We start from the raw sequence: 23,822 nt of genomic DNA on the forward strand, positions 1-23,822 counted from the left end.
GTCGTCAGCCTTTCGTTGCGCCGGACGTGATGCCGCGGATGAGCGACTTCTGCATGAGCAGGTACACGATGAGGCTGGGGATGAGAGCGAGCAGAGCGCCGAAGAGCAGCACGCCCGGGCCTGTCTGGGCGTCGGTGCGCAGCACGCTCAGTGCCACCGTGAGGGTGTAGTCGCTCGGATCGTTCGCGGCGATCAGAGGCAGCAGGTACTGGTCCCAGATCATCATGAATCCGAAGATCGTCACGACCCCGAGCACCGGCTTGCACAGGGGCAGGATGATCGACCACAGCATCCGGAGCTCGCCGACGCCGTCGAGGCGGGCCGCCTCCTCGATCTCCTGAGGGATGTCCTTCATGAACTCGGTCATGATCAGGATCGAGAACCCCCAGACCGCGACGGGCAGGATCACGCCGAACACGGTGCCACGGAGACTGATGCCGAGCACGGGGATGTTGCCGATGACCTGCGAGAGCGGAATCGCGATGACCTCTTCGGGCAGCATCATCGTCAGCAGGAAGAGCAGCAGCACGATCGACTGTCCGCGGAAGCGGTGCCTGGCCAGCGCGTAGGCGGTCAGGATCGAGATCGCGATCTGCAGCAGGAGCCCGCCGCCGACGATGATCAGCGAGTTGGCGAAGTACCCCCAGATGCCCTTGTCGGCGGCGACCTGGGCGGGCAGGAGCGAGGGATTGTTGGGGAAGAGGCTGACCCTCGTCGAGTCGGTGCTGGCGTCGAAGGCTCCCGAGATGATCGTGATGAAGGGAGCGGCGAAGACGAAGAGCACCACGGCGCAGATCAGGATGCGCACGAGGGTGGCGACACCGAACCCGGGCCGCCAGCCCAGCGCCGTGTCGAACTGCGTGTTCGCGCGGGTGGCCTTGTCCTTCGCCGGCCGCAGAGCGGCGACGGCCGTGTCGGGTGCGGCCGGAGAAGTGGGGATCATGCGGCGGCCTTTCGGGAGGAGAGGATGCGGACCCCGAGGGTGAGCACCAGGGTGGCGACCAGCAGCAGCACGGACGCGGCCGAGGCCACCCCGAGGTTGTTGTTCTGGAAGCCGAGCGAGTAGACCCGGGTCATCCACACCTCGGTCGAGCCGGCGGGACCGCCTCCGGTCAGCACGTACACCTCGGTGAAGGTCCGGAGACTCCGGATCGCCGCGAGGGTCAGCACGACCGAGACCGCTGAGCGCAGTCCCGGCAGGACGATGTAGCGCATGCGCTGCCAGACACTGACGCCGTCGACGGCCGCGGCCTCGTAGAGCGTGCGGTCGATGCCGGCGAGCCCCGCGAGGATGATGACCATGTTGTAGGGCGCGCCCGTCCAGATCCCGACCACCATGACGTAGAAGAGAGCCGAGCTCGGGTCGCTCAGGAACTCCTGGGCGGGCAGTCCGAAGAAGCCGAGGATCGAGTTGATGAACCCGGTCTCGGTGGGGAAGTACAGGATGCGCCAGATCTCGCCGACCACCGCGAGGGCGGTGACCACGGGGAGGAAGACCGCGGTGCGCACCAGGAACAGGCTCCGCGACTGGCCTTCGAGCAGCAGGGCGAGGAGGAAGCCCAGGAGGAGCGCTCCGATGGTCTGCCCGACGCCCAGCACGACCGTGTGCCCCAGCGAATCCAGGAAGCGCTGGTCGGTGAGCACCGCGCTGTAGTTCTCGAAGCCCACGAAGACGTCGCCGAGGAAGGGCTGCACCTTGAAGGCGCTCAAGCGGAAGCCCTCGATCATCGGGATGAACTTGAACACCAGCGCGAAGACCAGGCCGGGCAGCAGGAACATCCACGGGATCAGCGAGCGGAGCGTGAAGCGGGGCCGCCGGGTGCGGCCGGCGTCGGCGCTGCGGACCGCAGGGGGGATCGGCCGTGAAGGGGCGAGGCCGACACCCCCCGGGATGATCGGTCGTTCGGTGGGCTTCGAGGTCACTTCAGCAGATCCTGGTTCTTCAGCTCGCTGGTGATGGTGGTGTCGATCGTCGCCAGGCCGGCCGGGATGTCGCTGTTGCAGTCGGCCATCATGGCGTTCATGCCGTCGGCGAGGGCCTGGCGGATGGGGTTGTAGTTGATCGACCAGGTGAACGTCTTGGCGTCCTCGTCATAGGAGTCCGCGACGACCTGCCACCGCTCGTCTCCGAGCACGTCGGCGACATCGACGTTCTTGTTCACCGAGAGACGGACGACGGGCTGGCTCACCGTCGTCGAATCGGCGGGCTGGACGTCCATGGCGAGTTCCTGGGCCTCGGGAGAGATCAGGTACTCGGCCAGAGCCTTCTGCTGGTCGGTCTTCGTCGAGCTCGCGCCGAAGTAGATGTTCTCGCCCTCGGCGAAGGTCGTCGTGCTGGCGGGTCCTGCGGGCATCGGCACGACCTCGACGTTCTCCTTCCCGACGGCGCGGTCGAAGTTCGGGATGTTGTAGGGCCCGGTCAGGTAGATGCCCGCGGTGCCCTCCGCGAAGAAGGGCGAGTCGCCGGTGGTGAGGTTCAACGACCCCGGGACGACGTTGCCCGGCGTGCAGAACTGCGTGCGGATGAACGTCATCGCCTCGGCCGTCTCGGGGGAATCGATGACCGACTTGTAGGTGCCCTCACCGTCGCTCTCGATGATGTCGCCGCCCGCCTGCCAGATGTACGGCACGCCCCAGCGGGCGATGTAGGCGCTCTTCGCGGTACCGGGGACGACCATTCCGTAGGTGTCCGCCTGACCGTCGCCGTCGGGATCCTGGGTAGCGAAGGCCGTGGCCATCGCCGTGAGGTCGTCCCAGGTCTTCGGCTGCGCAATGCCGAGCTTCTCGCGCCAGTCTTTGCGCACCATCAGCACGTTCGTCTGGCGCGAGTACGGGACGCCGTAGATCGTGCCGTCGAGTCCCTTGTTCTGGTCCCAGGTGGTCTGGCTGATGTCGGCCTCGCCCTGGATGCTCGACTGGTCGACCGGCAGGAGGAAGCCCTGCGAGGCGTAGTTGCCGAGGGATGCCGCGTCATTGATCATGACGTCGGGAAGGTCCTTCTCCGACGCACGCGCGGCGAGCTGGGTGTCGAACTCCTCCACGGCCTGGTAGTTGATCTCGATGCCGGTCTTCTCGGTGAAGTCGGCGAACACCTTGTCGTAGGTCTTGGCCGCATCGGCACTGGAACGGGTCCACACCTCGAGAGGCTCACCGTCGTCGCTGCTGGACGAGCTGGCGCCGCCCGTCGAGCAGGCGCTCACCGAGCCCACCAGCGCGAACGCTGAGACCACGGCGAGAGTCCTGCCGGCCAGAGAGAACTTCTTCATTGATGTTTCTCCATTCACATATGTAAACACGTTCCATCTTTGTGAACGTGTGCGCTAAGCTACATACCAGATCCGGTGCCGTCAACAAGGGAGTGTGTGCAATGGAGCGACGTCTGCTGATGACCGGCGGTTCGGGGATGGTCGCTTCGCTCATCCGGCCGATCCTGGCCGATGCCGGGTGGTCGGTCGCGCTTCTGGACCTCGTCGAGCCGCGGGACGCACTGCGCTCGTCCGAGACCTTCGTCAGCGGCTCGATCACCGACCTGGAGGTGATGACGACAGCCTCCAGGGGCGTCGACGTCGTCGTCCATCTGGGCGGCTTCGCCCAGGAGCGAGCCTGGCCGGACATCCTCTCGACGAACATCGACGGAACTCGGACGGTGCTCGAAGCGGCACGATCGGCCGGCGTCATGAAGCTCTTGCTGGCGAGCTCCATTCATGCGGTCGGTTACGCCACGGCGGCCGAGACGCTGTCCGTCGTCGAGCTCGCCCCTCGCCCCGACTCCTACTACGGCGTCAGCAAAGCGGCGATGGAGGCCCTCGGGCGCTTGTACGCCGACCGCTTCGGCATGACCGTCGTGTCTGCGCGCTTCGGCACGACCGAGGCGCTGCCCTCCAATCCCCGTTCTCTCTCGGTCTGGCTGTCACCCGGCGACCTCTGCCGACTGATCGAGGCCACGGCGACCACGGCGCATCAAGGTGGCCACGTCGTCTGGGGCACGTCGGCCAACACCCGAGGATGGCTGAACCGCGAAGCCGGACTGCGGATCGGATATCGTCCACAGGACGATGCTGAACAGTGGGCGGCCTCCCTGGGGAGCCCCGACCCGCTCCCGTTGACCGACCGGGTCGGCGGTGGGGTCATGGACAGTGCGCTCGGGGAGGCGTGGTGAAGAGAATGGTCGAAGTCGATGCGGGGCCACGCGAACTGAAGGTCGCCCCCGACACTGACGACGTCGGTGCGGGTCCGGTGCGCACGGTGAAATCGGCCGAACGCACCCTGACGATTCTCGAGACCCTCGGAAAGGCCCGCGCGCCCATCTCCGTCACCGACCTGCACCGGCAGACGGGCTACCCCCGGTCGAGCCTGCACCAGCTGCTGCACACCATGGCCGACGCGGGCTGGATCCAGTTCACCGATGACGGCTCGGGTGTCGAGATCGGATACCGGGCACTGGTCGTCGGCACCTCCTACCTCGACCGCGACGGAGCGGTCCAGCGGGCGTCGAGAACCCTCGAGCTCATCCGGGACGCATCGGGGTACACCGCGCACTACGCCCGTCTGCAGGGGCCGAATGTGATCTACCTCGCCACCCGCGAGGCGAGCGAGTCGCACCGGCTGACCTCGCGCGTCGGCCGCCAATTGCCCGCCCATGCGACCGCGCTGGGGAAGGCGCTGCTCGCCGAGCTCAGTCCGGACGAGGTCTCGGGTGTGCTGCCCCCCGGCCGACTGCCCGCCCTAACGGCCGACACGGTGACCGATGCTGTCCACCTGGCGGAGCAGCTGGAGGAGACCCGGGCGCGCGGCTACTCGATCGAGCGCGAGGAGAACACCCTCGGAGTGTCGTGCATCAGCGCCGTGGTCCCCTACCGCATCCCCGCGACGGACGCGATCAGCTGCTCCATTCCGCTGGCAGAGGCCAGCGCGACTGAACTCGATCGCGTCGCCGCGATCATTCGCTATCACGCGTGGGGCCTCGCCGATGACCTGCGCAGGGCGGGCATTCGCTGACCGCGACCGCGCTTCTGCCGCCCAAACGCGGCCCGCGCTTCACCGCGAAGATCCACGGCGGCGAGGAGGACCGGTCCGACAGGCACCGGACTGCGCCCTGTTAATGACCCGTCAGCGACTGCCGCCGCTCGACGAACTAGAGGTCGCCGAACTCCGTGATGGTCCGTACGGTGCCAAGCGATCGAGTGCCTGGTTCTGCGCTCGCAGGTCTGGCGCGGCGTCGGTCCCAGTGGTGGCGTCGAGCACGGGCGGAGTGCACCCGTCTCCTGAGCTGCCTCAACACCGGTCAGAGGCTCGGCGTCGTCCAGGCTCCGGCGAGACTGCGGTCCAGGACGCGGCGCCAGCCGAGCGGGGCCTTCGCCTCGCGGCTGGTCGCGCCGGCCATCCACAGGATGGCCATCAGGTCGTCGTGCGTGAAGTCGGGCGAGAGGGTGCCGTCGCGGTGCGCCGCGTCGACGAGGTCGCGGCCGAGTTCGATGGAGCCGGTGCAGGCGTTGATGAGCGCGGTCGCATCCGGGAAGCGGCGCAGCATCGCGTCGTTCAGCGCCGGGTCCTCCAGCTGGAGGTCGATCATCCCCGAGACGAACCGCTCGAGGCGCGCACGCGAGGAGGACTCCGCGAGCGCGCGCCGAGTGAGGTCCTTCAGCTTGGCCCCGGCGACCGCGGGGATCACGGCGTCGATGAGGGCCTCGCGGGAGCCGATGCGGTTGTAGAGCGTGCCGATGCTCACGCCGGCATGCCGGGCGATGTCCTCGAGCGGGGCGGCGAGACCCCGGGCGCTGAAGATCTCGAGAGCGGCGGAGTGCAGCTTCTCGATGTTCTCCCGAGCGTCGCGGCGAAGGGCCCTCTGCTCTGCCATGCGAATCTCCCGTGCTTCTTGAGCCCTACCTCAACTTAGGTCTACCGTGATACTGAGCCCGCACTCAACTTAGCGGTCATCGCCCGCGCATCGGCGCGCCAGACGTCAGGATCACTCATGCCCCTCCTCACCATCATCGGCGCCGGCCCCGGCCTGGGCCTCGAGATCGCCCGCGCCTTCGGTCGCACCGGCTTCACCGTCGCCCTCCTCTCCCGCAACCAGGAGAAGCTGGACGGCCTGGCCGCCCTCCTGGCAGAAGAGGGGATCCGTGCGAAGGGGTTCGCCGCCGACATCGCAGCGCCCGAGACGCTGACCGCTGCGCTTCAGGCGGTCAGGGCCGAGCTCGGCCCGATCGACGTGCTCGAGTTCTCCCCCGCCGACGTGTCCCTCGCCCCGGCCGCCGTCCTCGAGGTCACGGCCGAGAACCTGCAGCCGCAGATCGACTTCTACCTCGGCGGCGCACTCCGCGCCATCGGCGAGGTCGTCCCTGACATGATCGCCGCCGGCAGCGGCACGATCCTCGTCACTACTGGCGGCGGCTCCATCACCCCCAACGCGGCCTACGCGAACATCGGCATCGCCGCCGCAGGCCTGCGGAACTGGACGCTCAACCTCCACGACGCGCTCGAGCCCCAGGGCGTCCACGTCGCCCACGTCGCGATCTCCGCCCTCATCAACGGCGGGCACCCCGATGCCGCCGCCGAGGTCATCGCGCAGTCCTACCTCGACCTCTACACGGAGCGCGACCGGGCCGAGCTGCACTACGTCGCTTACAACGCCTGATCCACGGCTCCCGGGCTCGGGCGGACGAGGACCGGTCGCGTCCTCCTCGACCCGAGCCCGCAGGCCGGCCCGAGCCCGCGGGTCAGCCCGCGACCGGCTCCGTCGGAACCTCGCCCGTCCCGCCGTGACGGGACGCGGATCCCCTGAGCGCCGCCTGCGGGGTCGCCGCCGGGGCCTGCCGGTCGATCTGCACGAAGTGCTCGGTCGCGGACGCCGAGCGGTGGCTCCTCGACGCTCTCGCCTCTCGGCGGCTCCGCAGCAGCATCGCGACCAGGGCGAGGAGGACGCCGCACGTCGCCCAGATCGCGAGGCGCGCGACGGGTCCGGCCACCGCGGCGCCGTCGAAGTACTGGATCGAGCGGATGATCTCGAGACCGTCGCCCTGAGGGAAGACGTAGTAGAGGGACTGGTAGAAGTCGTTGAGGAGGTGGATCCCGAGCGGTCCTCCCGTGGACGGATTCCCGAGGACGACGAGCAGGACGGTGACGGCCAGCGCCGCGATGGTCCCGCCGACGGCTGCGACGCCGGTGACCGCGCCACCCACCGCGAGCGCGGTGAGGGTCAGGGTCGCCATGACCGCCCACGGGTCGACGGTGACGCCCTCCAGGCCCTTCGCGATCCAGAGGGTCACGAGGCCCGCGAGGGCCGCGCTGTAGACGACGAGCACGATGCTGCGCTCGACGAAGCGGGTAGCCGTGTCGACGGTTCCCAGGATGCGGCCGAAGAGGGTCGAACCCAATGACGCCCCGAGGGTGACGAAGAGGACGGCGTAGAACTCGAGGGATCCGCCCGGATCCTTCTCGGGGAGTGGGGCGAGGTCGGTCGTCGCGTCTGTGGCGCCGAGGTTCTGCGCGATGGTCGTGCCTGCGGCGGCGATGGCCAGTGCCTGACTCCGCCCGCTGCCACTGGCGATGTAGGTCGTGACCGTGCCGCCCTGGCCCGCGGCGGGCAGGACGACCGCACCGTCCACGTCCCGATCCCGCACCAGCTGCTGCGCGTCCGCATCCGACTCCACGACGGTGAGCTCGAGCGCCTCCTGCTGCTCGAGCGCGACGATCGAGGAGGCGTCCCCGGTCACGGCCAGCTCGACGTTGTTCAGCTGCGGCTGCGAGAAGGCGCCGGAGTAGCCCATCAGCATAGCCATCGCGAGCATCAGCACTCCGACCGCGCCGAGGACGAGACTGCGGTAGCGGTGGACGGAACCCGGCCCCTCCGACGTCAGCGGCCCGCCCGCCACGGTCTCGGCGAGGCGGGCGTGATCGGGCTGGGGAGCGGGCCGGGGACCGGCACCGTCGTGAGTGGTCATCTCAGTTCCTTTACAGATGGTGTGTTGTTGACAACTGTACACAACAGGCCTCGATCTGCGAGAATGAAGGCATGACTCCGACGAAGGACTCGCCGACGACCCCTGAGCCGCGGCGACCCGCTCGAATCGATCCCCGGGTCCTCCGCACCCGCGCCGCTCTGATCGACGCGATGACCCAGCTGATCTGGGAGGCGGAGGAGGGTGCGGTCATCACGATGAGCGCCGTCGCTCTCCGCGCAGGTCTCAGCCGGCAGGTGCTGCACAACCACTACCGGGACGTCGGAGCCCTCATGATGGACGTCATCTACCACCGGCTCCTCGAAGGCGTCCGCCCTGCCGGCTCACCGGTGATGGACAACGGAGAGCAGGAGCTCGTCGCCGTGGTCGCCGAGCGCGGAATCGAACCTTTCCTGGCGAGGATGCACGAGGACCGCCTGTTCTTCCGGAAGCTGCGCTCACTCCCGCGCACCGATCGATTCGCCCTCGTCCTCGCAGCAGCCTTCTCCTCGTGGATGCGCCACGGAGCCTTCACGGAGACCAGCAGCATCCCCTTCTCCTCCACGGATGACGGTGTCGTCTTCACGATGGGCGGCATGATCGCCCTCGCCACGTCGTGGCAGGAATCCGCCTCGCCGCCACCGGCCAGCGAACAGGCCCGTCGGCTGGAATCATTCGCGCGGTCCGTTGCCTTCGTCCGTCCCGGCTGGCCGAGCCGAGAGGAAGATGAAGAAGGAGGTACGGATGATCGGGTTCAGCCGGGGCCCAGAGGACATTGCAGAGCAGGCGCGACACGGATGTGAGCGAGCAGGGTCGTCTCCCTGCGGCAGGGGATGACCTCCGGATCTTCCGACCCCGACGACCCGGCGTCGGAGTTCTTCCGCGACCGCGACCGCCTCGCGATCGAGTACTGAGCCGGAGAGAGATCCGTCGACACCAGCGGGAAGATCCCGTCGGGGCGGACGTCGCTGCGGAGACTGCCGCGCCGCTGCTGATGGCAGCCTGTAGCGAGCTGCTGACGGGAACACTTCGCTGCGCGTCCTACGGGTTGAGGCTGCCGAGTGGGTCTTGGGCGTCAGGCTCGAACATTCCTCTTGGCGGCTCGGTGCAGGGCAGTCGATCTGCGGGCAGGTTGTCGTCCGTGGCGCCGATGAACGGGGCCGATGACCTCGGCGGCCGTCTCCGACGCGGCCGGTCGGCCGAGAGGCACGAACGCCCGGCGAGCCGTGGAACCGTCCTCCGAGACAGTCCCTCGGGAGGCCCCCGGAGACGACGAGGGCCCGGCACCGCCGTGAGACGATCCGGACCCTCACGGCTCACAGGGGCTGCGCGTCAGCGGCGCAGCGTGTGGCTCGGCTTCTCGTCGAAGCGCACCTGGTACGCGCTCGCGAAGCGGCCGAGGTTGCCGAAGCCCCACTCGCGGGCGACCGCGGCGACGGTGGTCGAGCAGGGGTCGCCGGCGACCAGGTCGGAGTGGGCACGGTCCAGCCGCACGTCGCGCAGGTAGACCGACGGCGACACTCCGAGGTGCCGCTTCGTCGCCTGCTGCAGCGTGCGGGTGTGCAGGCCGGCCGCGCGGGCGGCGTCGGCCGGGGTGATCGGCTCGTGGGCGTGGTGCTGGAGGAAGTCGAGCGCGACCCGGGTGCGGGAGGCGGACGGGCGCCGCAGCACGGCCGGCACGTCCCACGCGCGCCACGGGAACAGCAGGAGCAGCACGCGGGCGAGGTCGAGCTCGGCGGTGAAGCGCACGAGCGGCGTGATCGCGGCCGTCGCGAGCGCGGCGCTCGCCTCCGTCACCGCGGCGCGCCAGCGGGCGAGGACGCCGGGGTCGGCGTCCGCCCCGTGGTCGAAGGAGACGGGCTGGCGGGGGCCGGCGTGCGTCTCGGTCGCGACGTCCTCGAGGAACCCGGGGGCGAAGTGGATGAGGTTCTGCCGGTGCGGCTCGAACTCGAGCCCGAACTGGCGCTCCGCGGGGAACAGGAACGGGGCCGAGAGCGCGCCGGTCCGGGTGACCGGCGGCAGGTTCAGGCGTCCGCCGCCGGCGCGGAACCAGCCGACGACGTACTCCTTCAGGTGGGGGACCTGGCCGGTGAGGGCGCCGGAGCAGTCGGAGGTGCGCAGGGTCACCCGGTCGCTGCCGCGGACGGCGTAGCGATAGGAGAAGCCGCGCTGCGACGGAGCGACGCGGAACTCGCCTCCGCCGTACGCCTCGGAGTAGACGGCGGACGCGGCGGACGGATCGTCGCCGGAGGCTTCGTAGCGCCGGTCGGCCCGCTCGTCGCCCGCGAACGGGCTGCCGAGGGTGAAGGTCGACTCGCTCATGACGTCCGCCCGGGGCGGCGGCGGAGGGAGCAGTGCATGGGGGACTTCTTCCGGGTTCGGGGTCCGTGCGCTCGGGGGGACGCACGAGGGGTACCCAATCAAGACGTGTCGAGGAGCCGGAATGTCACGAATCCCGTCTCGAGACGTCCCCCCTCGGCGGCACTCGCAATCCGGCCAGCGGATTCGGCGGCCCGATGTCAAGGCTGGTAGTCATGCCGGACGGCGCCCCACACTGAGGGCATCGGCGCGCGGGGACACCGCGCGCGGGACCGCGGAGGAGGCGCTCATCGACGACGACCCCCTCCTGAACGCGTCCGACGCGACCCTCGCCGCGCGCGCCGTCGACGGCGACGTGCAGGCGTTCGAGCAGCTCGCCCGCCGCCACGGCGCGCTCATGCGCGTCTACGCCGCGAAGCTCCTCGGCTCCGAGGCGGAGTCCGAGGACGTGGTGCAGGAGGCGTTCCTCACCGGCTGGCGGCGTCTGGCCGATCTCGACAGCCCGGCGCACATCCGCAACTGGCTGATGCGCATCGTCACCCACAAGGCGATCGACCGGATCCGCGTCCGCCGCCGCCACGACGACATCGACGACTGGAATCCGCCCGCGCCGCCCGAGCACTCCCCCGAGCGCATCGTCGAGGCGCGACTCCAGCTGGACGCGGTCTGGGAAGCGCTGGACCGATTGCCTGCTGATCAGCGACGCTGTTGGCTACTCCGCGAGACCGCCGGCTACAGCTACCAGGAGATCGCCGACGCTCTCGAACTCCCCGTCTCGACGGTCCGCGGCCTCCTCGCCCGGGCCCGTCGATTCCTGCTCCACGAATTGGAGGCATGGCGATGACCGACGACGCCGCCGTGCCCGAGGACGACCTCGACGGCCACACGCTCGAGGAGCTGGGCGAGTACCTCGACCGCGGCCGCGAGCCGCGCGACCCCTCGATCGAGAACTCCGCCGCGTGCCGGCTCGCTCTCGCGAACCTCACCCGCCTCACCGAGCTCTCGGCGCGGGCGCTGCGGCAGGAGGCCGACCGCGAGCCCGACCGCGACGAGGGCTGGATCGCCGGCCTGCTCGACGCGATCCGCTCCGAGGTGCGCTCCGGCCGCGACATCCCCGTCCGCCACCCCGACCCGACCCTCCGCCTGGCGCTCACCGAGGCGGCCGTGCGCGGGATGATCCGCCGCGCCGGCGACACGATGGGCGGCGTCATCATGGGCCGCTGCACCCTCGACGGAGACGTCTCGGCTCCCGGCGCCGTGGTCCGGATCGACGTGACCTGCGCCCTCGAGTTCGGCCTGCCGGTCGCCGTGGCCGCCGACCGCCTGCGCGAGCGCATCCGCTACGCCCTCGAGCGCCACACCGAGCTGACCGTCGGCGCGATCGATGTGACCGTCGACGACGTGTACCCCCACCGGGAGGAGCGGGAATGACCGACGACACCGAGCTCTCGCAGCGGCTGACCGCCGAGATCCGCGACATCGAAGGCGTCGCGGGGGTCTACCCCGCCCAGCCGATCGTCGAGGCCGCGGCCGACGCGCTCGCCGTGAAGCTGGACCTGCGGCAGCCCGACGTGCTGGTCGACATCGACCGGTCGGAGGGCTTCACCACGGTGAGCGCGCACATCGCCGCGTCCGCCGCACTGCCGGCCCCCGAGACGCTCCGCCTGGTGGGCGAGCGGATGCACGCGCTGCTCGCCGCCGACCCGTCGGTCTCCGGTCCGCTGGCCGTGAACGTGAAGGTCCGCCTCATCGAGGACTCGGGGCGCGCCGAGCACTGAGCGCCGCCGCCGCCGCCTCCCTCCCGCGGGAGGCCGCTCGGGTACGCCTCGTGCGGCGTGCCGCGTACCGGAGTGGCATCTCGCGGAGGGGGTCAGCGCGGGTCCGACCGGGTCAGCAGGAGACGAGGCGGTCGAAGCGGGACTGGACGCCCGAGCTGTCGCTGAACTTGCGGTTGATGACGCTCATCTTGTTGCAGCCGCTGTCCGGGCCGTTGTTCCAGATCACCTTCACGTTGCGGGCCTCGCTGCAGTGCCACCACACCGTGACCTGCGCGCGGCCCAGGGAGTCGCGCTGCGAGCGGACCTCGAAGCAGTTGCCCGGGCCGCCGTTCTGGTAGACGAGCTGGCCGGCGGAGGCGGGGGTCGCGACGGCGACGGCTCCTCCGAGGGCGAGGGCGATCGCGGCGAGCGTGGCCGTGAGACGACGGTGCATGGTGTTCTCCTTCGAACGGGCGATCGGAGGCGGCGGCGGCCGCCCCTCTGCCAGCACCCTAGACCCGGCCGTTCCTCCGGCCCACCTCACCGATCCCCTCCACGAGATGCCGGTCGAGCACACCTCGCGCGGCGTGTCGCGTATCGGAGTGGCCTCTCGCCGCGGGGATCAGGGGCGGGGCAGGCGAGTCCGGGCGGATGCCGGGCGCGGGCATTTCGGGGGGCCGCCGCGCTCTTGCGCGCTGAGGCGCCGGGGTCCACGATCGAGCGACGGCCCCCGCCCGGGGCGGCCGCACAGGACTGGTCAGGGGCGCCATGCGGTCGCGAGGTCTGCTCTTCTGCCTGATCCCGCCGATCCTCTGGGGCGGCATGCTCCCGGTCGCGGACAGCATCGCCTCGACGGTCGACTCCTTCTTCATGACCCTCATCCGCTACACGGCCGCTGCGGTCGTCCTGGCCGCGCTGCTCGCCCGGGCGGAGGGGCTCGGCGCCTTCCGCCTCGACGGCCGCGGGTGGCGGCTGGCGCTGCTGGGCGCCTCCGGATTCGCCGGCTTCGGCCTGCTCGCCTTCACGGCCCTGCGGTTCACGTCGGCCCCCAACGTCAGCCTGATGATGGGGATGATGCCCGCGATCGGCGCAGTGCTCGCCAGCATCGGCGCCCGCCGCCTCCCGCCGACGGCGACTGTCGGCTGCATCCTGCTCGCGCTCGCCGGAGTCGCGCTCGTCGTCACCCGCGGCGATGTCGCCCTCCTCCTCGACGGCGAGCTGGGATTCGGCGAGCTGCTCGCCCTGCTCGGCGCGATCTGCTGGGTCGTCTACACGCGCGGAGCGGCGGCCTTCCCCGGCTGGTCGGCGCTGCGGTACTCGACGCTCACCACCGCGCTCGGCTGCCCCTCCATCGCCGTCGCGGTCGCCGTGGCGACGGTCACCGGCTCCGCGCACCCGCCGACCGGGGCCGAGGTGCTCGCGGCCTGGCCGCAGCTGGCCTACCTGATCCTCCTGGCCGGCGTCGTCGCCGTGCTGCTGTGGAACACGGGGATCAAGCTGCTCGGCGCCCTCAACGGCACGCTCTTCCAGAACCTCGTCCCCGTCACGACCTTCGCGATCAGCATGGCGGGGGGCTACCGGCCGGGGCCCGTCGCCCTGCTCGGCGCCGCGATCGTCGTGACGGCGCTGCTGCTCAACAACTGGGCGACGCGGCGCGCGGCCGGGGTCGCTGCGCGTCCCGTCCCGGTCGCGGCGCCGGTACCGTGAGCCCGCGACCGGTCTCGGCGCAGCGCCGGGCGCAGACGACGACCGCAGGCCGTCGCCGGGCGGGCTGACCCTCCGCTACGGGCTGAGCCGACGAGGCGCAACCCCGTGCGAGGGGCGCTCCGGTTCGGGAGGGTGGGAGTCATGCAGCAGCTGACCTACGCCTCCAAGAGCTTCGTGACGACCGACGCCGTGACCGAGGCCCTCCTCGACCTGGTGACCGCGATCGACCGCCAGGAGCACTCCGAAGCGGTCACGGTCCCGGCGTTCACCGAGGACGGCGAGCTCATCGAGGCGAAGATGACGCTCGACGCGAGCAGCGAGCTCGTCGCCGTCCCCGTCGAGGTCTCCATCAGGGACGAGGAGTCGACCACCGGCGCGGTCGAGGCCGCCGTCGAGGACATCCGCTCCCGCATCAAGAGCAACCGCGCCACGATCGCGCGCCCCGTGATCGACGAGGACCCGGAGCCCTACAACTACGAGGAGTTCTGAGCGGCGCCGGCGGGCCTCAGCATCTCCGCACCTCCGCACTGAGGTGCCCGGATCTGCTCACGACACGGCGGACCTGCCAGCCGATGCGGGCAGCTCAGCGGCGGTCCTGGCCCCGCGCCTCTTGACCGGCGGCGCCGCAGGGAGTCGGATGAGGGCGTGCGCGCGCTGGTCCCCGTCTCCGATCCGTGGTCCGTCGACGGGAGCGGGCGGACGGACGACGGGCCGGTCGACGACCTCTCGGTCCGCGCCGAGCGGGACGGCGGCTCGTACTCGGTCCGCACGCTGCGGCTGACCGGTGTCCGCCTCGGGCCGCGCGGCTCGGTGCACGGAGTGGTCACCGACCCGGTCGCGACGGCCGCGCTCGCGATCGGCTCGCTCCTCCTCTCGGCGATCCCCGCCGGCCTGCCCGGGGACCGGACGCGAGCGGCGATGGTGGCGGCGGAGGCGCGGGCTCAGGAGCTGGCCGCCGACCGGCCCGCGTGGGATGTGAGCGCCCTCCCCCTCGACGGTGTCGACTACGCGCTCTTCACCCGGACCCTGCCCGAGGGCGCCGTCGCGCACGCCGACCTCGGCTGGGCTGTCGTCGCGCTGTGGAGCACAGGTCCGCTCCCCCGGGGCCCCTTCCACCTGCTCGAGATCCCCGACGAGCCCGTCCCGCGCTGAGTCGCCCGGATCGGCTCGCGACACACCGCAGCGGGGAGCCGATCCGGGCGACTCAGCGAACGGGTCAGCGCACTCAGCTCAGGGTCAGGCGCCCGCGACCGTGGAGCCGCGCACCAGGAGCTCAGTCGGCAGCAGCGTCACGCGCTGCACCTCCTCGCCGGCCAGGAGGCGCACCAGCACGTCCGCCATCGCCTCGCCGAGGCCCGTGGAGGGCTGGCGCACCGTGGTGAGGCGCGGCTCGCTCGCCTCGGCGAAGTAGTCGCCGTCGAAGCCCGCGAGCGCGATGTCGCCCGGCACCATGAGGCCGCGCTCGCGCAGCGCCGTCAGGGCGCCCGCCGCCATCTGGTCGTTGGAGGCGAAGACCGCGTCGATCGGCCGGCCGGAGTCGAGCAGGCGGCGCATCGCGGTCGCGCCGTCCTCGGGCGAGTAGTCGCCGTACTCGACGAGCGAGTCGTCGAGCCCCGCGGCGGTGACGGCCGAGCGCCAGCCGGACAGGCGGTCGATCGCGGCGGGCATGTCCTGGCGGCTCGCGATCATCGCGGGGGCCGTGCGGCCGAGGCTCAGGAGGTGCTCGGTGACCGCGCGCGCCGCTCCGGTGTTGTCGACGTCGACGAAGTAGCTGCCGCCCTCCTCCGTCAGCGGCCGCCCGCCGAAGACCACGGGGAGCGAGGCGCCGAGCTGCGCGTAGGAGTGGTCGCCGCTGTGGTGCGAGACGACGAGCGCGCCGTCGACGTTGCCGCCGAGCAGGTAGCGCCGCGTCTTCTCGGGCGCCGCCTCCGACGCGATCACGATGGTGAGCGTGTACTCGGTGCCGGCGAAGGCCATCGCGGCGCCCTGCACGACCGAGGCGAGGAACGGATCCGCGAACACCTTCGCCGCCGACTCCGGCACCACGAGCGCGACGGTCTGCGTGCGGCGGCTGGCGAGGGAGCGCGCGGCGCGGTTGGGCACGTAGCCGAGCTGCTCGATCGCGGCGAGCACGGCCGTCCGGGCGCCGTCCTTCACGCGCGGGGAGTCGTTGACGACCCGGCTGACCGTCGCGCGGGAGACTCCGGCCAGCGCGGCGACGGCTTCGAGGGTCGGGGCGGCCGAGGCGGTGTCGTGGGTCATGCAGGCCTTCCTCGCGGGTGCCTCCGAGGCTAGCCGAGCGCCGGAGGAGCGGGCCCGTGGAAGGCGTCCGCGGCGCGAAGGGGCGCGGATCGCGGCCATCCGGGGGTGATGCGGGGCGGCGGAGCGGGCCGGCGGAGTGAGTCCGCGGCCCGCGAGGGCGCGGATCGAGGCCGTGCGGGGTGGTGCAGAGCGGTCGGGGCGCCGCCTCGGCAACCGCCGACACGACCGGCGCGCAGCGATCGATCGCCCGCCGCTGGCGTCAGGCAGCCTCGCGCCCGTCAGCGCCCGCGGCGGAAGCGCGCGAGGAGTCTCCGGAGCCGCTCGGCCTGCCGGTCGGTGAAGTCGTTCGACAGCCGGAACGCCTCGCTCGTCGGGTCCGCCCCGTTCGCGACGTCGCGGATGGCGCGCAGCGCCTGCTCGGACGGCGTCGGCCCGTCCCCCGGACGCGGCTGCGCCGGCCCGCTCGAGTTGTCCTCGTCGCGCGGGTCCTTCGGCTCCATGTCGCCTCCTCCGCGCCAGCCTAGGCGGCGTGAGGTCGGGCCAGGAGGTCTCGGGCGGAGCGTGATCGGCGGGATCCTGCGCGGCAGTGGTCGGGATGCTCCGAGCACGACGACCGGCCGGGTCGCGAACCCACCGGCCGCCCAGTGCACTGCCCGATCCCTCACCGCAGCCCCCGACCCCCGGACCCGGAGCACCACGGCCCCGGGCCCGAGGCCCCCGTCCCGCGGTCCGATGTCCCCCGACCCGGTCCCGCGGGAGTCTTCGGGCGTCAGCCCTTCACCGCTCCGCTCATGATGCCCGCGATGAGCTGGCGTCCGGCGAGGAGGAACAGCACCAGCAGCGGGATCACCGAGAGCACGGCGCCGGCCAGCACGATCGAGTAGTCGACGTAGTAGCCCGACTGCAGCTGCGCGAGCGCCGTCTGCAGGGTCGGGTTCGTGGGGCTGAGGACGATCAGCGGCCAGAGGAAGTCGGTCCACGCCATCATGAACGTGAAGAGCCCGAGGATCGCCATCGCCGGTCGCGCGGCCGGGACCGCGACGGTGAGGAACGTCCGGAACTGGTTCGCTCCGTCCACGCGCGCCGCCTCGATCAGCTCGTCCGGGATCACGTCGACCAGGTACTGCCGCATGAAGAACACGCCGAACGCGGTGACCAGCGTCGGCACGATCACGGCGCCGAGCGAGCCCGTCCAGCCGAGCTGCCGCATCAGGATGAACAGCGGGATGATGCCCAGCTGCGTCGGGATCGCCATGGTCGCGACCACTCCGATCATCAGGCCGTCGCGCCCGCGGAACCGCAGCTTCGCGAAGGCGTAGCCGGCGAGCGTCGAGAACGACACGACCGAGAGCGTGATGATCCCCGAGACGATGACGCTGTTCAGCAGCGCCGTCCAGAACGGGATCGCGGTCAGCACCTGCGAGGCGTTGGCGAGGAAGTTGCCGCCCGGGACGAGCGGCAGGGTCTCGCTGCGGGTCGCGTTCGAGCCGCTCGCCACGACGAACGACCACCACAGCGGGTAGGTCGAGCCGAGGATGAAGGCGCTCAGCAGCCCGTACGTGAGGAAGCCGGGCCGGTCGACGCGGCCGGCGCGGGAGGCGCGGACGCGGCGCACCGGGAAGGCGGCGGAGGTGGCGGGGGCGGTCATCGCTCGCTCTCGTTCTGGCCGAGGCCGGTGGTGGTGAGCAGGGGGTCCGCGGCGGCGATCTCGTCGGCGATCGCGGGGCGGGCGGAACGGCGCTTCGAGCGCTGCGAGATCCGGTTCTCGACGGAGGCGATCCGCCGCGAGATCGCGAAGTTCAGCAGGCCGATCAGCACGATCAGGAGGAACAGCAGCCACGCGATCGCGGCCGCCTCTCCGAAGTTCTGGCGGAAGAACGCCATCTCCCAGAGGTAGAGGACGGTGGTCTGGAACTGCCGGTCCGACCCGCCGATGCCGCCCGCGTTCGACACGTCGAACAGGCGCGGCTCGGCGAAGATCTGCAGGCCGCCGATGGTGGCGGTGATGATCACGAAGATCAGGGTCGGCCGGATGCTGGGGATCGTGATCGAGCGGAAGCGGCGGAACGCGTTCGCCCCGTCGATCGCGGCCGACTCGTGCAGCTCGCGCGGCACGGCCTGCATGGCGGCGAGGAGGATGAGGGCGTTGTAGCCGGTCCAGCGCCAGTTGACCATCGTCGCGATCGCGACGTGGCTGGCGAGGCGGTCGTTCGTCCACTCGATCGGGCTGATGCCCACGAGGCCGATCAGATTGTTGATCAGGCCCTCCTGGTCGCTGAAGACGCTCGAGAAGATCAGCGCGACCGCGACCGGCGAGACGATGTACGGCAGCAGGATGCTCATCCGCCAGAAGGTGCTGGCCCGCAGCGCCTGGTCGAGGGCGGCCGCGAGCAGCAGCGCGACGGCGAGCTGCGGGATCGTGGAGAGCAGGAAGATGCTCAGCGTGTTGACGATCGAGTTCCAGAAGAAGCGGTCGCCGAGCACGGCCGCGAAGTTCGCGAACCCGACGAAGTCGCCCTGGCCCTGCAGCAGCTGCCAGTCGTAGAGCGACACGACGAGCGTGTAGACCAGCGGGAACGCACCGGTGAGCGCGAAGAGCAGGAAGAACGGCGAGATGTAGAGGTAGGGCGAGGCCTTCACGTCGAAGCGGCTCGCGCGCTGGCGGAAGGTCAGCGGGAGTCGGGGCGCCGGGCGCCGCTTCCCCGCGGGGGGCGTCGCCGTGGCCGGCGGGGTGAGTGTGCTCGTCATGGCGCTCTCTTCGAGGTCGAGTCGGAGTCGGAGGGGATGCGGCGGGGCCGGAGTCTCTCGTGCGGCGGGGCCGGAGAGGTCTCGGTCCGGCGGGCGGCAGCGTTTCTCCCGTGCGGCGAGGCGGCCCGGGATGCGGGCGGCCCGGCCGCACGGGGACCGGGAGGTCCGGTGGCGGCCGGACCTCCCGTGATGGTGGGGCCTCGTCCCGGAGGGGTCAGCCCCCGGGCGTCGGCCCGACCGGATCAGTCGACGAGCTCACCGAGGAGCTGGAGCGCCTCGTTCCAGCCCTCCTTGCCGTCGATCTCGCCGCGGTCGACCTTCTGCAGGACCGGTCCGAAGACGTTCTCCTGGATCAGCGAGTCGTCCGGGCCCTTGTACTGGGCGACGACGCCCTCGGCGCGCTGCGCGAGGATCGCGCCGGTCGGGGAGTCGTTCATGCCGGGGTCGGGAGCGGCCGCGGAGGCGAGCTCCTTCTGTGCGTCGAGGGTGCTCGGGAACGGTCCGGCCGCCTCGAATGCCTTCAGCTGCTGCTCCGGCTCACTGAGCCACGACGCCAGCGCGGCGGCCTCGGCGGGGTGCTTCGACTGGGTCGGAACCGAGAGGAACGAGCCGCCCCAGTTGGCGGGGCCGCCGGGGAAGACGTCGGCGAAGTCCCAGCCGGTGGCCTCGGCGTTCCCGCCGCCGGCCTCGACGTTGCTCTTCAGCGTGCCGAACATCCAGCCCGGGCAGACGAAGGTGGCGAAGGTCTGGTCGGTGAACGACTTGCCCTTGTTCCAGTCCCACGCCTTCTGCGCGGCCGAGAGGCCGGAGGCGGTGGCGTCGGTCAGCTGACCCCAGCGCTCCTCGAGCTCCGGGTTGCCCTCGACGTTCAGCTCGCCGTCGGAGGTGTAGTACCCCTCGGGCAGCTGGTTGACCATGGCGTTCCAGACGAATCCGGAGTGGTCGAACCACGCCTTGCCGGTGGCATCGTGGTACTTCTGGCCGGCGGCGAAGTAGTCGTCCCAGGTCGCGTCCGGTCCGCCGAGCATCTCGGCGACGGCGGCGCGGTCGGTGGGCATGCCGGCGGCCTCGAAGGCGGCCGTGTTGTAGCAGAGGCCCTCGGGTCCGATGTCGGTGCCGTAGCCGATGACGCGTCCCTCGGGGTCGGTCGCCTGCTCGTACTTCCAGTCGACCCAGTCGGCCTTGCGGTCCTCGATGCCGTGGTCGCGCAGGTCGACGAACTGGTCCGAGACCTCCATGACGGAGCCGAGCCAGCCCTCCTCGATGGCGACGACGTCGGCGAGTCCGGACCCGGCGGCGAGCTTGGTGAACGCGTCGGTCCGCGCGTTGCCGCCGGTGTCGATGTTGTTCGGGACGATGGTGATCCCCGGGTTGGCGTTCTCGTACTCGCCGTAGAGCTCGTCGAAGCCCATGGCGTTGAACGTGGTGACGGTCAGCTCGATCTCGCCGCCCTCGGAGGCGTCGGATCCCGACGAGCATCCGGTGACGATCAGGGCGAGGGCCGAGGCGCCGGCGATCGCCGCGGCGATCCTGGTGCGTCGTGAATAGGGCACGGTCACTCCTTCGTGATGGTGGTGGGGCACCCCTGGGAGCGCTCTCACGCGTGCTGTTCCGCGAATGTGAGAGCGCTCTCACGAGGTGTGCGGCGAGCTTACGCACGCCCTCGGAGAGGTCAAGCGTTTTCGAGAGAGCGCTCTCATCCATTTGATGGTCCCCGCCCAGCCTCGCGCCTCCCCGCCGCCCTCGCCCCACGAGAACGCAGAAGTCGCGGTACTCGAACGCGAGTACCGCGACTTCTGTGCACTCACCGCCACCTGCCGATCGAGTAGCGGCTACTCGACCAGCAGGGACGCCCTCAGCCCACCAGCACCGCGAAGCCCTGAGCGGGCAGCTGCACGGAGACGGCACCGGACGGCGACGTCTCGCTCACGAGCGCGCCGTCCTGCGAGTACACGCGCAGGGTGCCGGAGCCCCCCGAGACGCCGATCGCCGTGGTGCGCACGCCGTCGGTCGAGTTGCGGATCAGCTCCGTGCGGCCGCCCTCTCCTCCGACCACGAGGCGCGTCATCAGCGGTCGCACCAGCAGCGCGTCGAGGCGCGTCTGCCCGCTCAGCGGGCGGACCTGGACACTCGACGATCCGGCCGGCACGGTGCGGCGGAGCTTCTCCGGGAGCAGCGCGCCCGACGCCTCCGTGACCCCCTGCGTCCCGACCGTCGAGCGGAGCAGGTCGAGCGGACGCGTGCCCGACGTCCAGACGCTCAGGGGCGTGCGCTCCGTGCCGCGCTGCGGCTGGTCGATGACGGCCTCCACCACGCGGTCCTGCGTGGACGGGCCGATCGGGATCGACACCGCGCGGCGCGGGTCGGTCAGCGAGAGGTACGAGCCGCTCCAGCCGGCCTCCCCCGTCCAGGACGACTCGGGCGTGACGACAGTGCCGCCGCGCGCGCTCTCGGCCTCGACCAGCGTCAGCCCGTCGCGCGAGCGCTCGGTGGCGACGGAGCGGGCGCGGTCGGCGACGTCCGGGTGCTCGTCGAGCGCCAGCATCGCCAGCAGGCCGTGGATCGTGCTCTCGGCGCCGCTGTTGCGGTTGACGGACCCGTCGGCCTGGACGCCGTCGAAGACGACTCCGGTGGCCGGGTCGTAGACCGGGCCGAGGCTGCGGTTCAGGCCGAAGAACCAGGCGCCCTGCACGGCCGCGAGGTCGGTGAAGGCGCTGGAGCCGGTGGCGTCGGCCAGGGCGAGCGAGTTCTGCAGGCGGGAGTCGGCTCCGTACGCGATCTGCACGCGGTCGGTCGGAGTCGGGTTCCAGCCGTTGTCGGGGCCGCCGGCGGTGAGCAGCTCCGGAGCGAAGCGGGCGCCGTCGACGAGCGCGGGCTCGAGGAGGGAGGAGTCGTCGAGCGCCGCGGACGACGCGGCCAGTCCCCCGGCCATCTGCGACGACCAGGAGTGCCAGAGCGTGCGCGACTTCGTCCACGGGAGGATCGCGCCGTACGGCCAGGCGGTGGTGTCCGCCTCCGTCGTCGTGGTGCGGGCGTAGGCGGCGACGCCCTCGGCGAGCTCGGCCGTGCTCGAGCGCACCGCGGAGTCGTCGGGAGCGGCCTCGAGGTAGGCGGAGAGGCCGAGCAGCGCCTCCGAGGTGGCGTCGGCGCCGTCGACGATCAGCCAGGCCGGCACCTGCACGCCGTCGGCCTGCGCGTACTCGCCGTAGCGCGTGAGCACCTCGCGGTCGACCGCGCCGACGCCGAGCCGCAGCCGCTCCTGCAGGAAGGCGGCGAACTCCGGATCCGTGTCGCGGAACGCCGCATAGCCCTCGCCGAGCGCCCAGAGGGTGCGGGCGAGCCAGTAGCTGTCCTCGGAGTCGCTCGGATCCGGCAGCTCGACCGGCTCGGCGCTCGCATTGAGCTCCCCGTCGGTCTGCATCCAGAGCACCACGTTCCCGGCGTCGTCGCCCTCGGTGGTCTGGAAGTAGGCGAGGGCGCGGAGCGTCTCGAAGGCCTTCTCGCGGCTCTCGGTCGAGCCGGTCTGCTGCCAGTGGCGGAGGTAGACGACCGCGGCGCGCGAGATGTCGTCGGTGTTGAACGCGCCCTGCTCATAGTCGCCGGTCGCCGGATCGAGGCGGCCGCCGCCCACGCGCTCGAAGGTGCCGCCGTCGCGGGCGTCGGCGTAGGTCCACGGCATCACCAGGGTCGGCTCCTCGTCGAGCCGGTAGGTGGTGTGGCCGGGCTCGGGCACCGGAGTGGCGGTGTCGAGGAGGAAGTCGAGGTGCGCCGTGTTCGTCAGCGGCTCGGCCGCCTGCGCGGGGGTCGCGCCGAGGGCGAGGCCCCCGACGGTGAGGGTGGCGGCGGCCAGGACGGCCGCCGATCTGGTGAGCGTGTTCGTCATCGAACTCTCCTTGAGGTGGGGGTGTGGGGGCCGATCTCGAGGCGCCCGCTGCGCGGGCTCCTCGATCGGCAACGGGTGTCAGCCGTCCGTGCGGACGAGGCGGGCCGCGCCGATCTTCGAGTCGGCCATGCCGTAGAAGACGTAGTGCTGCCCGTCGATCTCCTCGATCGCCGTCGGGAAGACGACGTTCGGGACGATCCCGCTGCGCTCCTCCTCCGTCTCGGCCTCGAGCAGCGGCTCGGCGGTGCGCGCGATCACCCGCGAGGGGTCGTCGCCGTCGAGGAGGATCGCTCCGGCCGAGTAGTTCACGTGCTGCTGCTGCGCGAAGGCGCTGTCGATCACTCCGGTCACCCCGTGGTGGATGAGCAGCCACCCCTCGGGCACGCGCAGCGGCGCGGGGCCGCCGCCGACCTTCAGCTCCTCGAACGCGAACTCCGGGCCCGCGAGGAACCGGTGCCGCGTCCAGCGCGTGAGGCTCGCCAGGTCGCGGTCGACCTCGTCCACCGGCACGTAGCTGATCCAGATGCTCTGCCGCGGGTCCTCGATCCCGGCCGGGAGGCGCACGCCCTCGCCCGGCCGCGTCTCGCCGAGGTCCCACATCGGCCGGTGCAGCACCGCGAACGAGCGGGTGCCGTCCGGGGCGGCGACGATCTCGGGGAAGAACACGCAGTCCTTGTTGTGGAACAGGCCCAGGTCGATGTCGAGAGCGTCGTCGTAGGCGAAGGTCACCGGGCCCAGGCGCCGCCAGTCGCGGAGGTCCTCCGACACGGCGAGCGCCGTCCGGGGCCCGAGCGGCCCGTAGGCGACGTACGTCATCACGTGCAGGCCGAGCGCCTCGATGAAGGTGATCCGCGGATCCTCCACGCCGGCGTTGTGCGCGCCGCGCTCAAAGCCGCGGTCGGGCGCGAGCACGACGCCCTCGCGCTCGACTCCGACGGGCACGCCGCCCTCTACGACCACGCGGGCGAGGCCCACGCGGGAGACGTTGCCGGCGGCGACCATCCGGGGCAGGAGGTACAGCTCGCCGTCGGGCCCGCGGCCGCTGCCGGGGTTGAGCACCCCCTCGGCTTCGAGCTCGTCGCCCGGGGCGGGCTCCATCACGACGCCGACGCGCTCGAGACGGTAGGGGACAGTGGTGAGGGTGGGAGACATGGTCAGCCTTTCACTCCGGATCCGAGATCGGTCGAGACGAAGTAGCGCTGG

24 protein-coding genes are annotated in these 23,822 nt (G+C 71.2%); 10 read left to right on the forward strand and 14 right to left on the reverse strand.

Annotated features, from left to right (window positions below):
- Positions 1 to 4: 4 nt before the first annotated feature.
- The 3 genes from C5C59_RS11800 to C5C59_RS11810 are packed head-to-tail and all read right to left on the reverse strand — an operon-like array spanning position 5 to position 3,266.
- The gene (locus C5C59_RS11800) at positions 5 to 943 is read right to left on the reverse strand and encodes a carbohydrate ABC transporter permease (RefSeq protein WP_104238114.1); all 939 of its coding nucleotides are present in this window, start codon (positions 941 to 943) and stop codon (positions 5 to 7) included.
- Positions 940 to 1,923, reverse strand: a complete 984-nt coding sequence (locus C5C59_RS11805) for a carbohydrate ABC transporter permease (protein ID WP_258062749.1) — start codon at positions 1,921 to 1,923, stop codon at positions 940 to 942. The genes C5C59_RS11800 and C5C59_RS11805 overlap by 4 nt, the downstream gene beginning before the upstream one ends.
- On the reverse strand, positions 1,920 to 3,266 hold the full coding sequence (locus tag C5C59_RS11810; protein WP_104238113.1) for an ABC transporter substrate-binding protein: 1,347 nt from the start codon (positions 3,264 to 3,266) through the stop codon (positions 1,920 to 1,922). Before C5C59_RS11810 ends, C5C59_RS11805 begins: the two co-directional genes overlap by 4 nt.
- Before the next feature lie 101 nt (positions 3,267 to 3,367).
- Between C5C59_RS11810 and C5C59_RS11815 the strand changes: the two genes are divergently transcribed.
- A complete protein-coding gene (locus C5C59_RS11815; protein ID WP_104238112.1) occupies positions 3,368 to 4,159 on the forward strand; it encodes an NAD(P)-dependent oxidoreductase in 792 nt (263 codons plus the stop codon).
- 5 nt (positions 4,160 to 4,164) lie between these two features.
- Complete coding sequence (locus tag C5C59_RS11820; protein WP_104238151.1) at positions 4,165 to 4,998, forward strand: IclR family transcriptional regulator; 834 nt, start codon at positions 4,165 to 4,167, stop codon at positions 4,996 to 4,998.
- 286 nt (positions 4,999 to 5,284) lie between these two features.
- On the opposite strand, the gene C5C59_RS11825 is transcribed toward C5C59_RS11820, so the two are convergent.
- Positions 5,285 to 5,857, reverse strand: a complete 573-nt coding sequence (locus C5C59_RS11825) for a TetR/AcrR family transcriptional regulator (protein WP_104238111.1) — start codon at positions 5,855 to 5,857, stop codon at positions 5,285 to 5,287.
- A 117-nt stretch (positions 5,858 to 5,974) separates the two neighbouring features.
- Between C5C59_RS11825 and C5C59_RS11830 the strand changes: the two genes are divergently transcribed.
- A complete protein-coding gene (locus C5C59_RS11830) occupies positions 5,975 to 6,640 on the forward strand; it encodes an SDR family oxidoreductase (RefSeq protein ID WP_104238110.1) in 666 nt (221 codons plus the stop codon).
- 82 nt (positions 6,641 to 6,722) lie between these two features.
- Here C5C59_RS11830 and C5C59_RS11835 read toward each other — a convergent pair whose 3' ends face one another.
- Entirely contained in the window at positions 6,723 to 7,946 is a 1,224-nt protein-coding gene (locus C5C59_RS11835) for a hypothetical protein (RefSeq protein WP_104238109.1), read from the reverse strand.
- A gap of 170 nt (positions 7,947 to 8,116) precedes the next feature.
- Between C5C59_RS11835 and C5C59_RS11840 the strand changes: the two genes are divergently transcribed.
- A complete protein-coding gene (locus C5C59_RS11840) occupies positions 8,117 to 8,746 on the forward strand; it encodes a hypothetical protein (RefSeq protein WP_146082815.1) in 630 nt (209 codons plus the stop codon).
- Between the two features lie 529 nt (positions 8,747 to 9,275).
- On the opposite strand, the gene C5C59_RS11845 is transcribed toward C5C59_RS11840, so the two are convergent.
- Positions 9,276 to 10,265, reverse strand: coding sequence for a helix-turn-helix transcriptional regulator (locus tag C5C59_RS11845; RefSeq protein WP_104238107.1), 990 nt, complete (start codon positions 10,263 to 10,265; stop codon positions 9,276 to 9,278).
- 352 nt (positions 10,266 to 10,617) lie between these two features.
- Here C5C59_RS11845 and C5C59_RS11850 point away from each other — a divergent pair, with 352 nt between their 5' ends.
- From C5C59_RS11850 to C5C59_RS11860, 3 genes are read left to right on the forward strand one after another with little or no spacing between them, the layout of a single operon-like run.
- Positions 10,618 to 11,106, forward strand: coding sequence for an RNA polymerase sigma factor (locus tag C5C59_RS11850; RefSeq protein ID WP_258062751.1), 489 nt, complete (start codon positions 10,618 to 10,620; stop codon positions 11,104 to 11,106).
- Positions 11,097 to 11,693, forward strand: a complete 597-nt coding sequence (locus C5C59_RS11855; protein WP_104238105.1) for an Asp23/Gls24 family envelope stress response protein — start codon at positions 11,097 to 11,099, stop codon at positions 11,691 to 11,693. Before C5C59_RS11850 ends, C5C59_RS11855 begins: the two co-directional genes overlap by 10 nt.
- Positions 11,690 to 12,040: a hypothetical protein gene (locus C5C59_RS11860; RefSeq protein ID WP_104223972.1), complete on the forward strand. Its 351-nt coding sequence runs from the start codon at positions 11,690 to 11,692 to the stop codon at positions 12,038 to 12,040. The genes C5C59_RS11855 and C5C59_RS11860 overlap by 4 nt, the downstream gene beginning before the upstream one ends.
- 112 nt (positions 12,041 to 12,152) lie before the next feature.
- On the opposite strand, the gene C5C59_RS11865 is transcribed toward C5C59_RS11860, so the two are convergent.
- Entirely contained in the window at positions 12,153 to 12,473 is a 321-nt protein-coding gene (locus C5C59_RS11865) for a hypothetical protein (protein WP_104238104.1), read from the reverse strand.
- 314 nt (positions 12,474 to 12,787) lie between these two features.
- Here C5C59_RS11865 and C5C59_RS11870 point away from each other — a divergent pair, with 314 nt between their 5' ends.
- From C5C59_RS11870 to C5C59_RS11880, 3 genes are all read left to right on the forward strand, one after another.
- A complete protein-coding gene (locus C5C59_RS11870) occupies positions 12,788 to 13,726 on the forward strand; it encodes a DMT family transporter (protein ID WP_104251278.1) in 939 nt (312 codons plus the stop codon).
- A gap of 141 nt (positions 13,727 to 13,867) precedes the next feature.
- On the forward strand, positions 13,868 to 14,215 hold the full coding sequence (locus tag C5C59_RS11875) for a hypothetical protein (protein WP_104239699.1): 348 nt from the start codon (positions 13,868 to 13,870) through the stop codon (positions 14,213 to 14,215).
- 156 nt (positions 14,216 to 14,371) lie between these two features.
- Positions 14,372 to 14,878: a hypothetical protein gene (locus C5C59_RS11880; RefSeq protein WP_104239698.1), complete on the forward strand. Its 507-nt coding sequence runs from the start codon at positions 14,372 to 14,374 to the stop codon at positions 14,876 to 14,878.
- A gap of 84 nt (positions 14,879 to 14,962) precedes the next feature.
- Here C5C59_RS11880 and C5C59_RS11885 read toward each other — a convergent pair whose 3' ends face one another.
- The 7 genes from C5C59_RS11885 to C5C59_RS11915 form a co-directional block, all read right to left on the reverse strand.
- The gene (locus tag C5C59_RS11885) at positions 14,963 to 15,988 is read right to left on the reverse strand and encodes a LacI family DNA-binding transcriptional regulator (RefSeq protein WP_104239697.1); all 1,026 of its coding nucleotides are present in this window, start codon (positions 15,986 to 15,988) and stop codon (positions 14,963 to 14,965) included.
- A 278-nt stretch (positions 15,989 to 16,266) separates the two neighbouring features.
- Positions 16,267 to 16,488 carry a hypothetical protein gene (locus tag C5C59_RS11890; RefSeq protein ID WP_104239696.1) on the reverse strand — a complete coding sequence of 74 codons (222 nt, stop codon included), beginning with the start codon at positions 16,486 to 16,488 and terminating at the stop codon, positions 16,267 to 16,269.
- Between the two features lie 269 nt (positions 16,489 to 16,757).
- Entirely contained in the window at positions 16,758 to 17,636 is an 879-nt protein-coding gene (locus tag C5C59_RS11895; RefSeq protein WP_104223961.1) for a carbohydrate ABC transporter permease, read from the reverse strand.
- Positions 17,633 to 18,736 (reverse strand): carbohydrate ABC transporter permease, encoded by a 1,104-nt coding sequence (locus C5C59_RS11900; protein ID WP_104238927.1) that lies wholly within the window; start codon positions 18,734 to 18,736, stop codon positions 17,633 to 17,635. The genes C5C59_RS11895 and C5C59_RS11900 overlap by 4 nt, the downstream gene beginning before the upstream one ends.
- 242 nt (positions 18,737 to 18,978) lie before the next feature.
- Complete coding sequence (locus tag C5C59_RS11905) at positions 18,979 to 20,289, reverse strand: ABC transporter substrate-binding protein (protein WP_104238928.1); 1,311 nt, start codon at positions 20,287 to 20,289, stop codon at positions 18,979 to 18,981.
- Positions 20,290 to 20,591: 302 nt separating this feature from the next.
- The gene (locus C5C59_RS11910) at positions 20,592 to 22,619 is read right to left on the reverse strand and encodes a hypothetical protein (protein WP_104238929.1); all 2,028 of its coding nucleotides are present in this window, start codon (positions 22,617 to 22,619) and stop codon (positions 20,592 to 20,594) included.
- Positions 22,620 to 22,697: 78 nt separating this feature from the next.
- Positions 22,698 to 23,771: a glycosidase gene (locus C5C59_RS11915; protein ID WP_104238930.1), complete on the reverse strand. Its 1,074-nt coding sequence runs from the start codon at positions 23,769 to 23,771 to the stop codon at positions 22,698 to 22,700.
- Positions 23,772 to 23,822 lie beyond the last annotated feature (51 nt).

The organism is Rathayibacter sp. AY1F4 (assembly GCF_002931775.1).
Lineage (GTDB): Bacteria > Actinomycetota > Actinomycetes > Actinomycetales > Microbacteriaceae > Rathayibacter.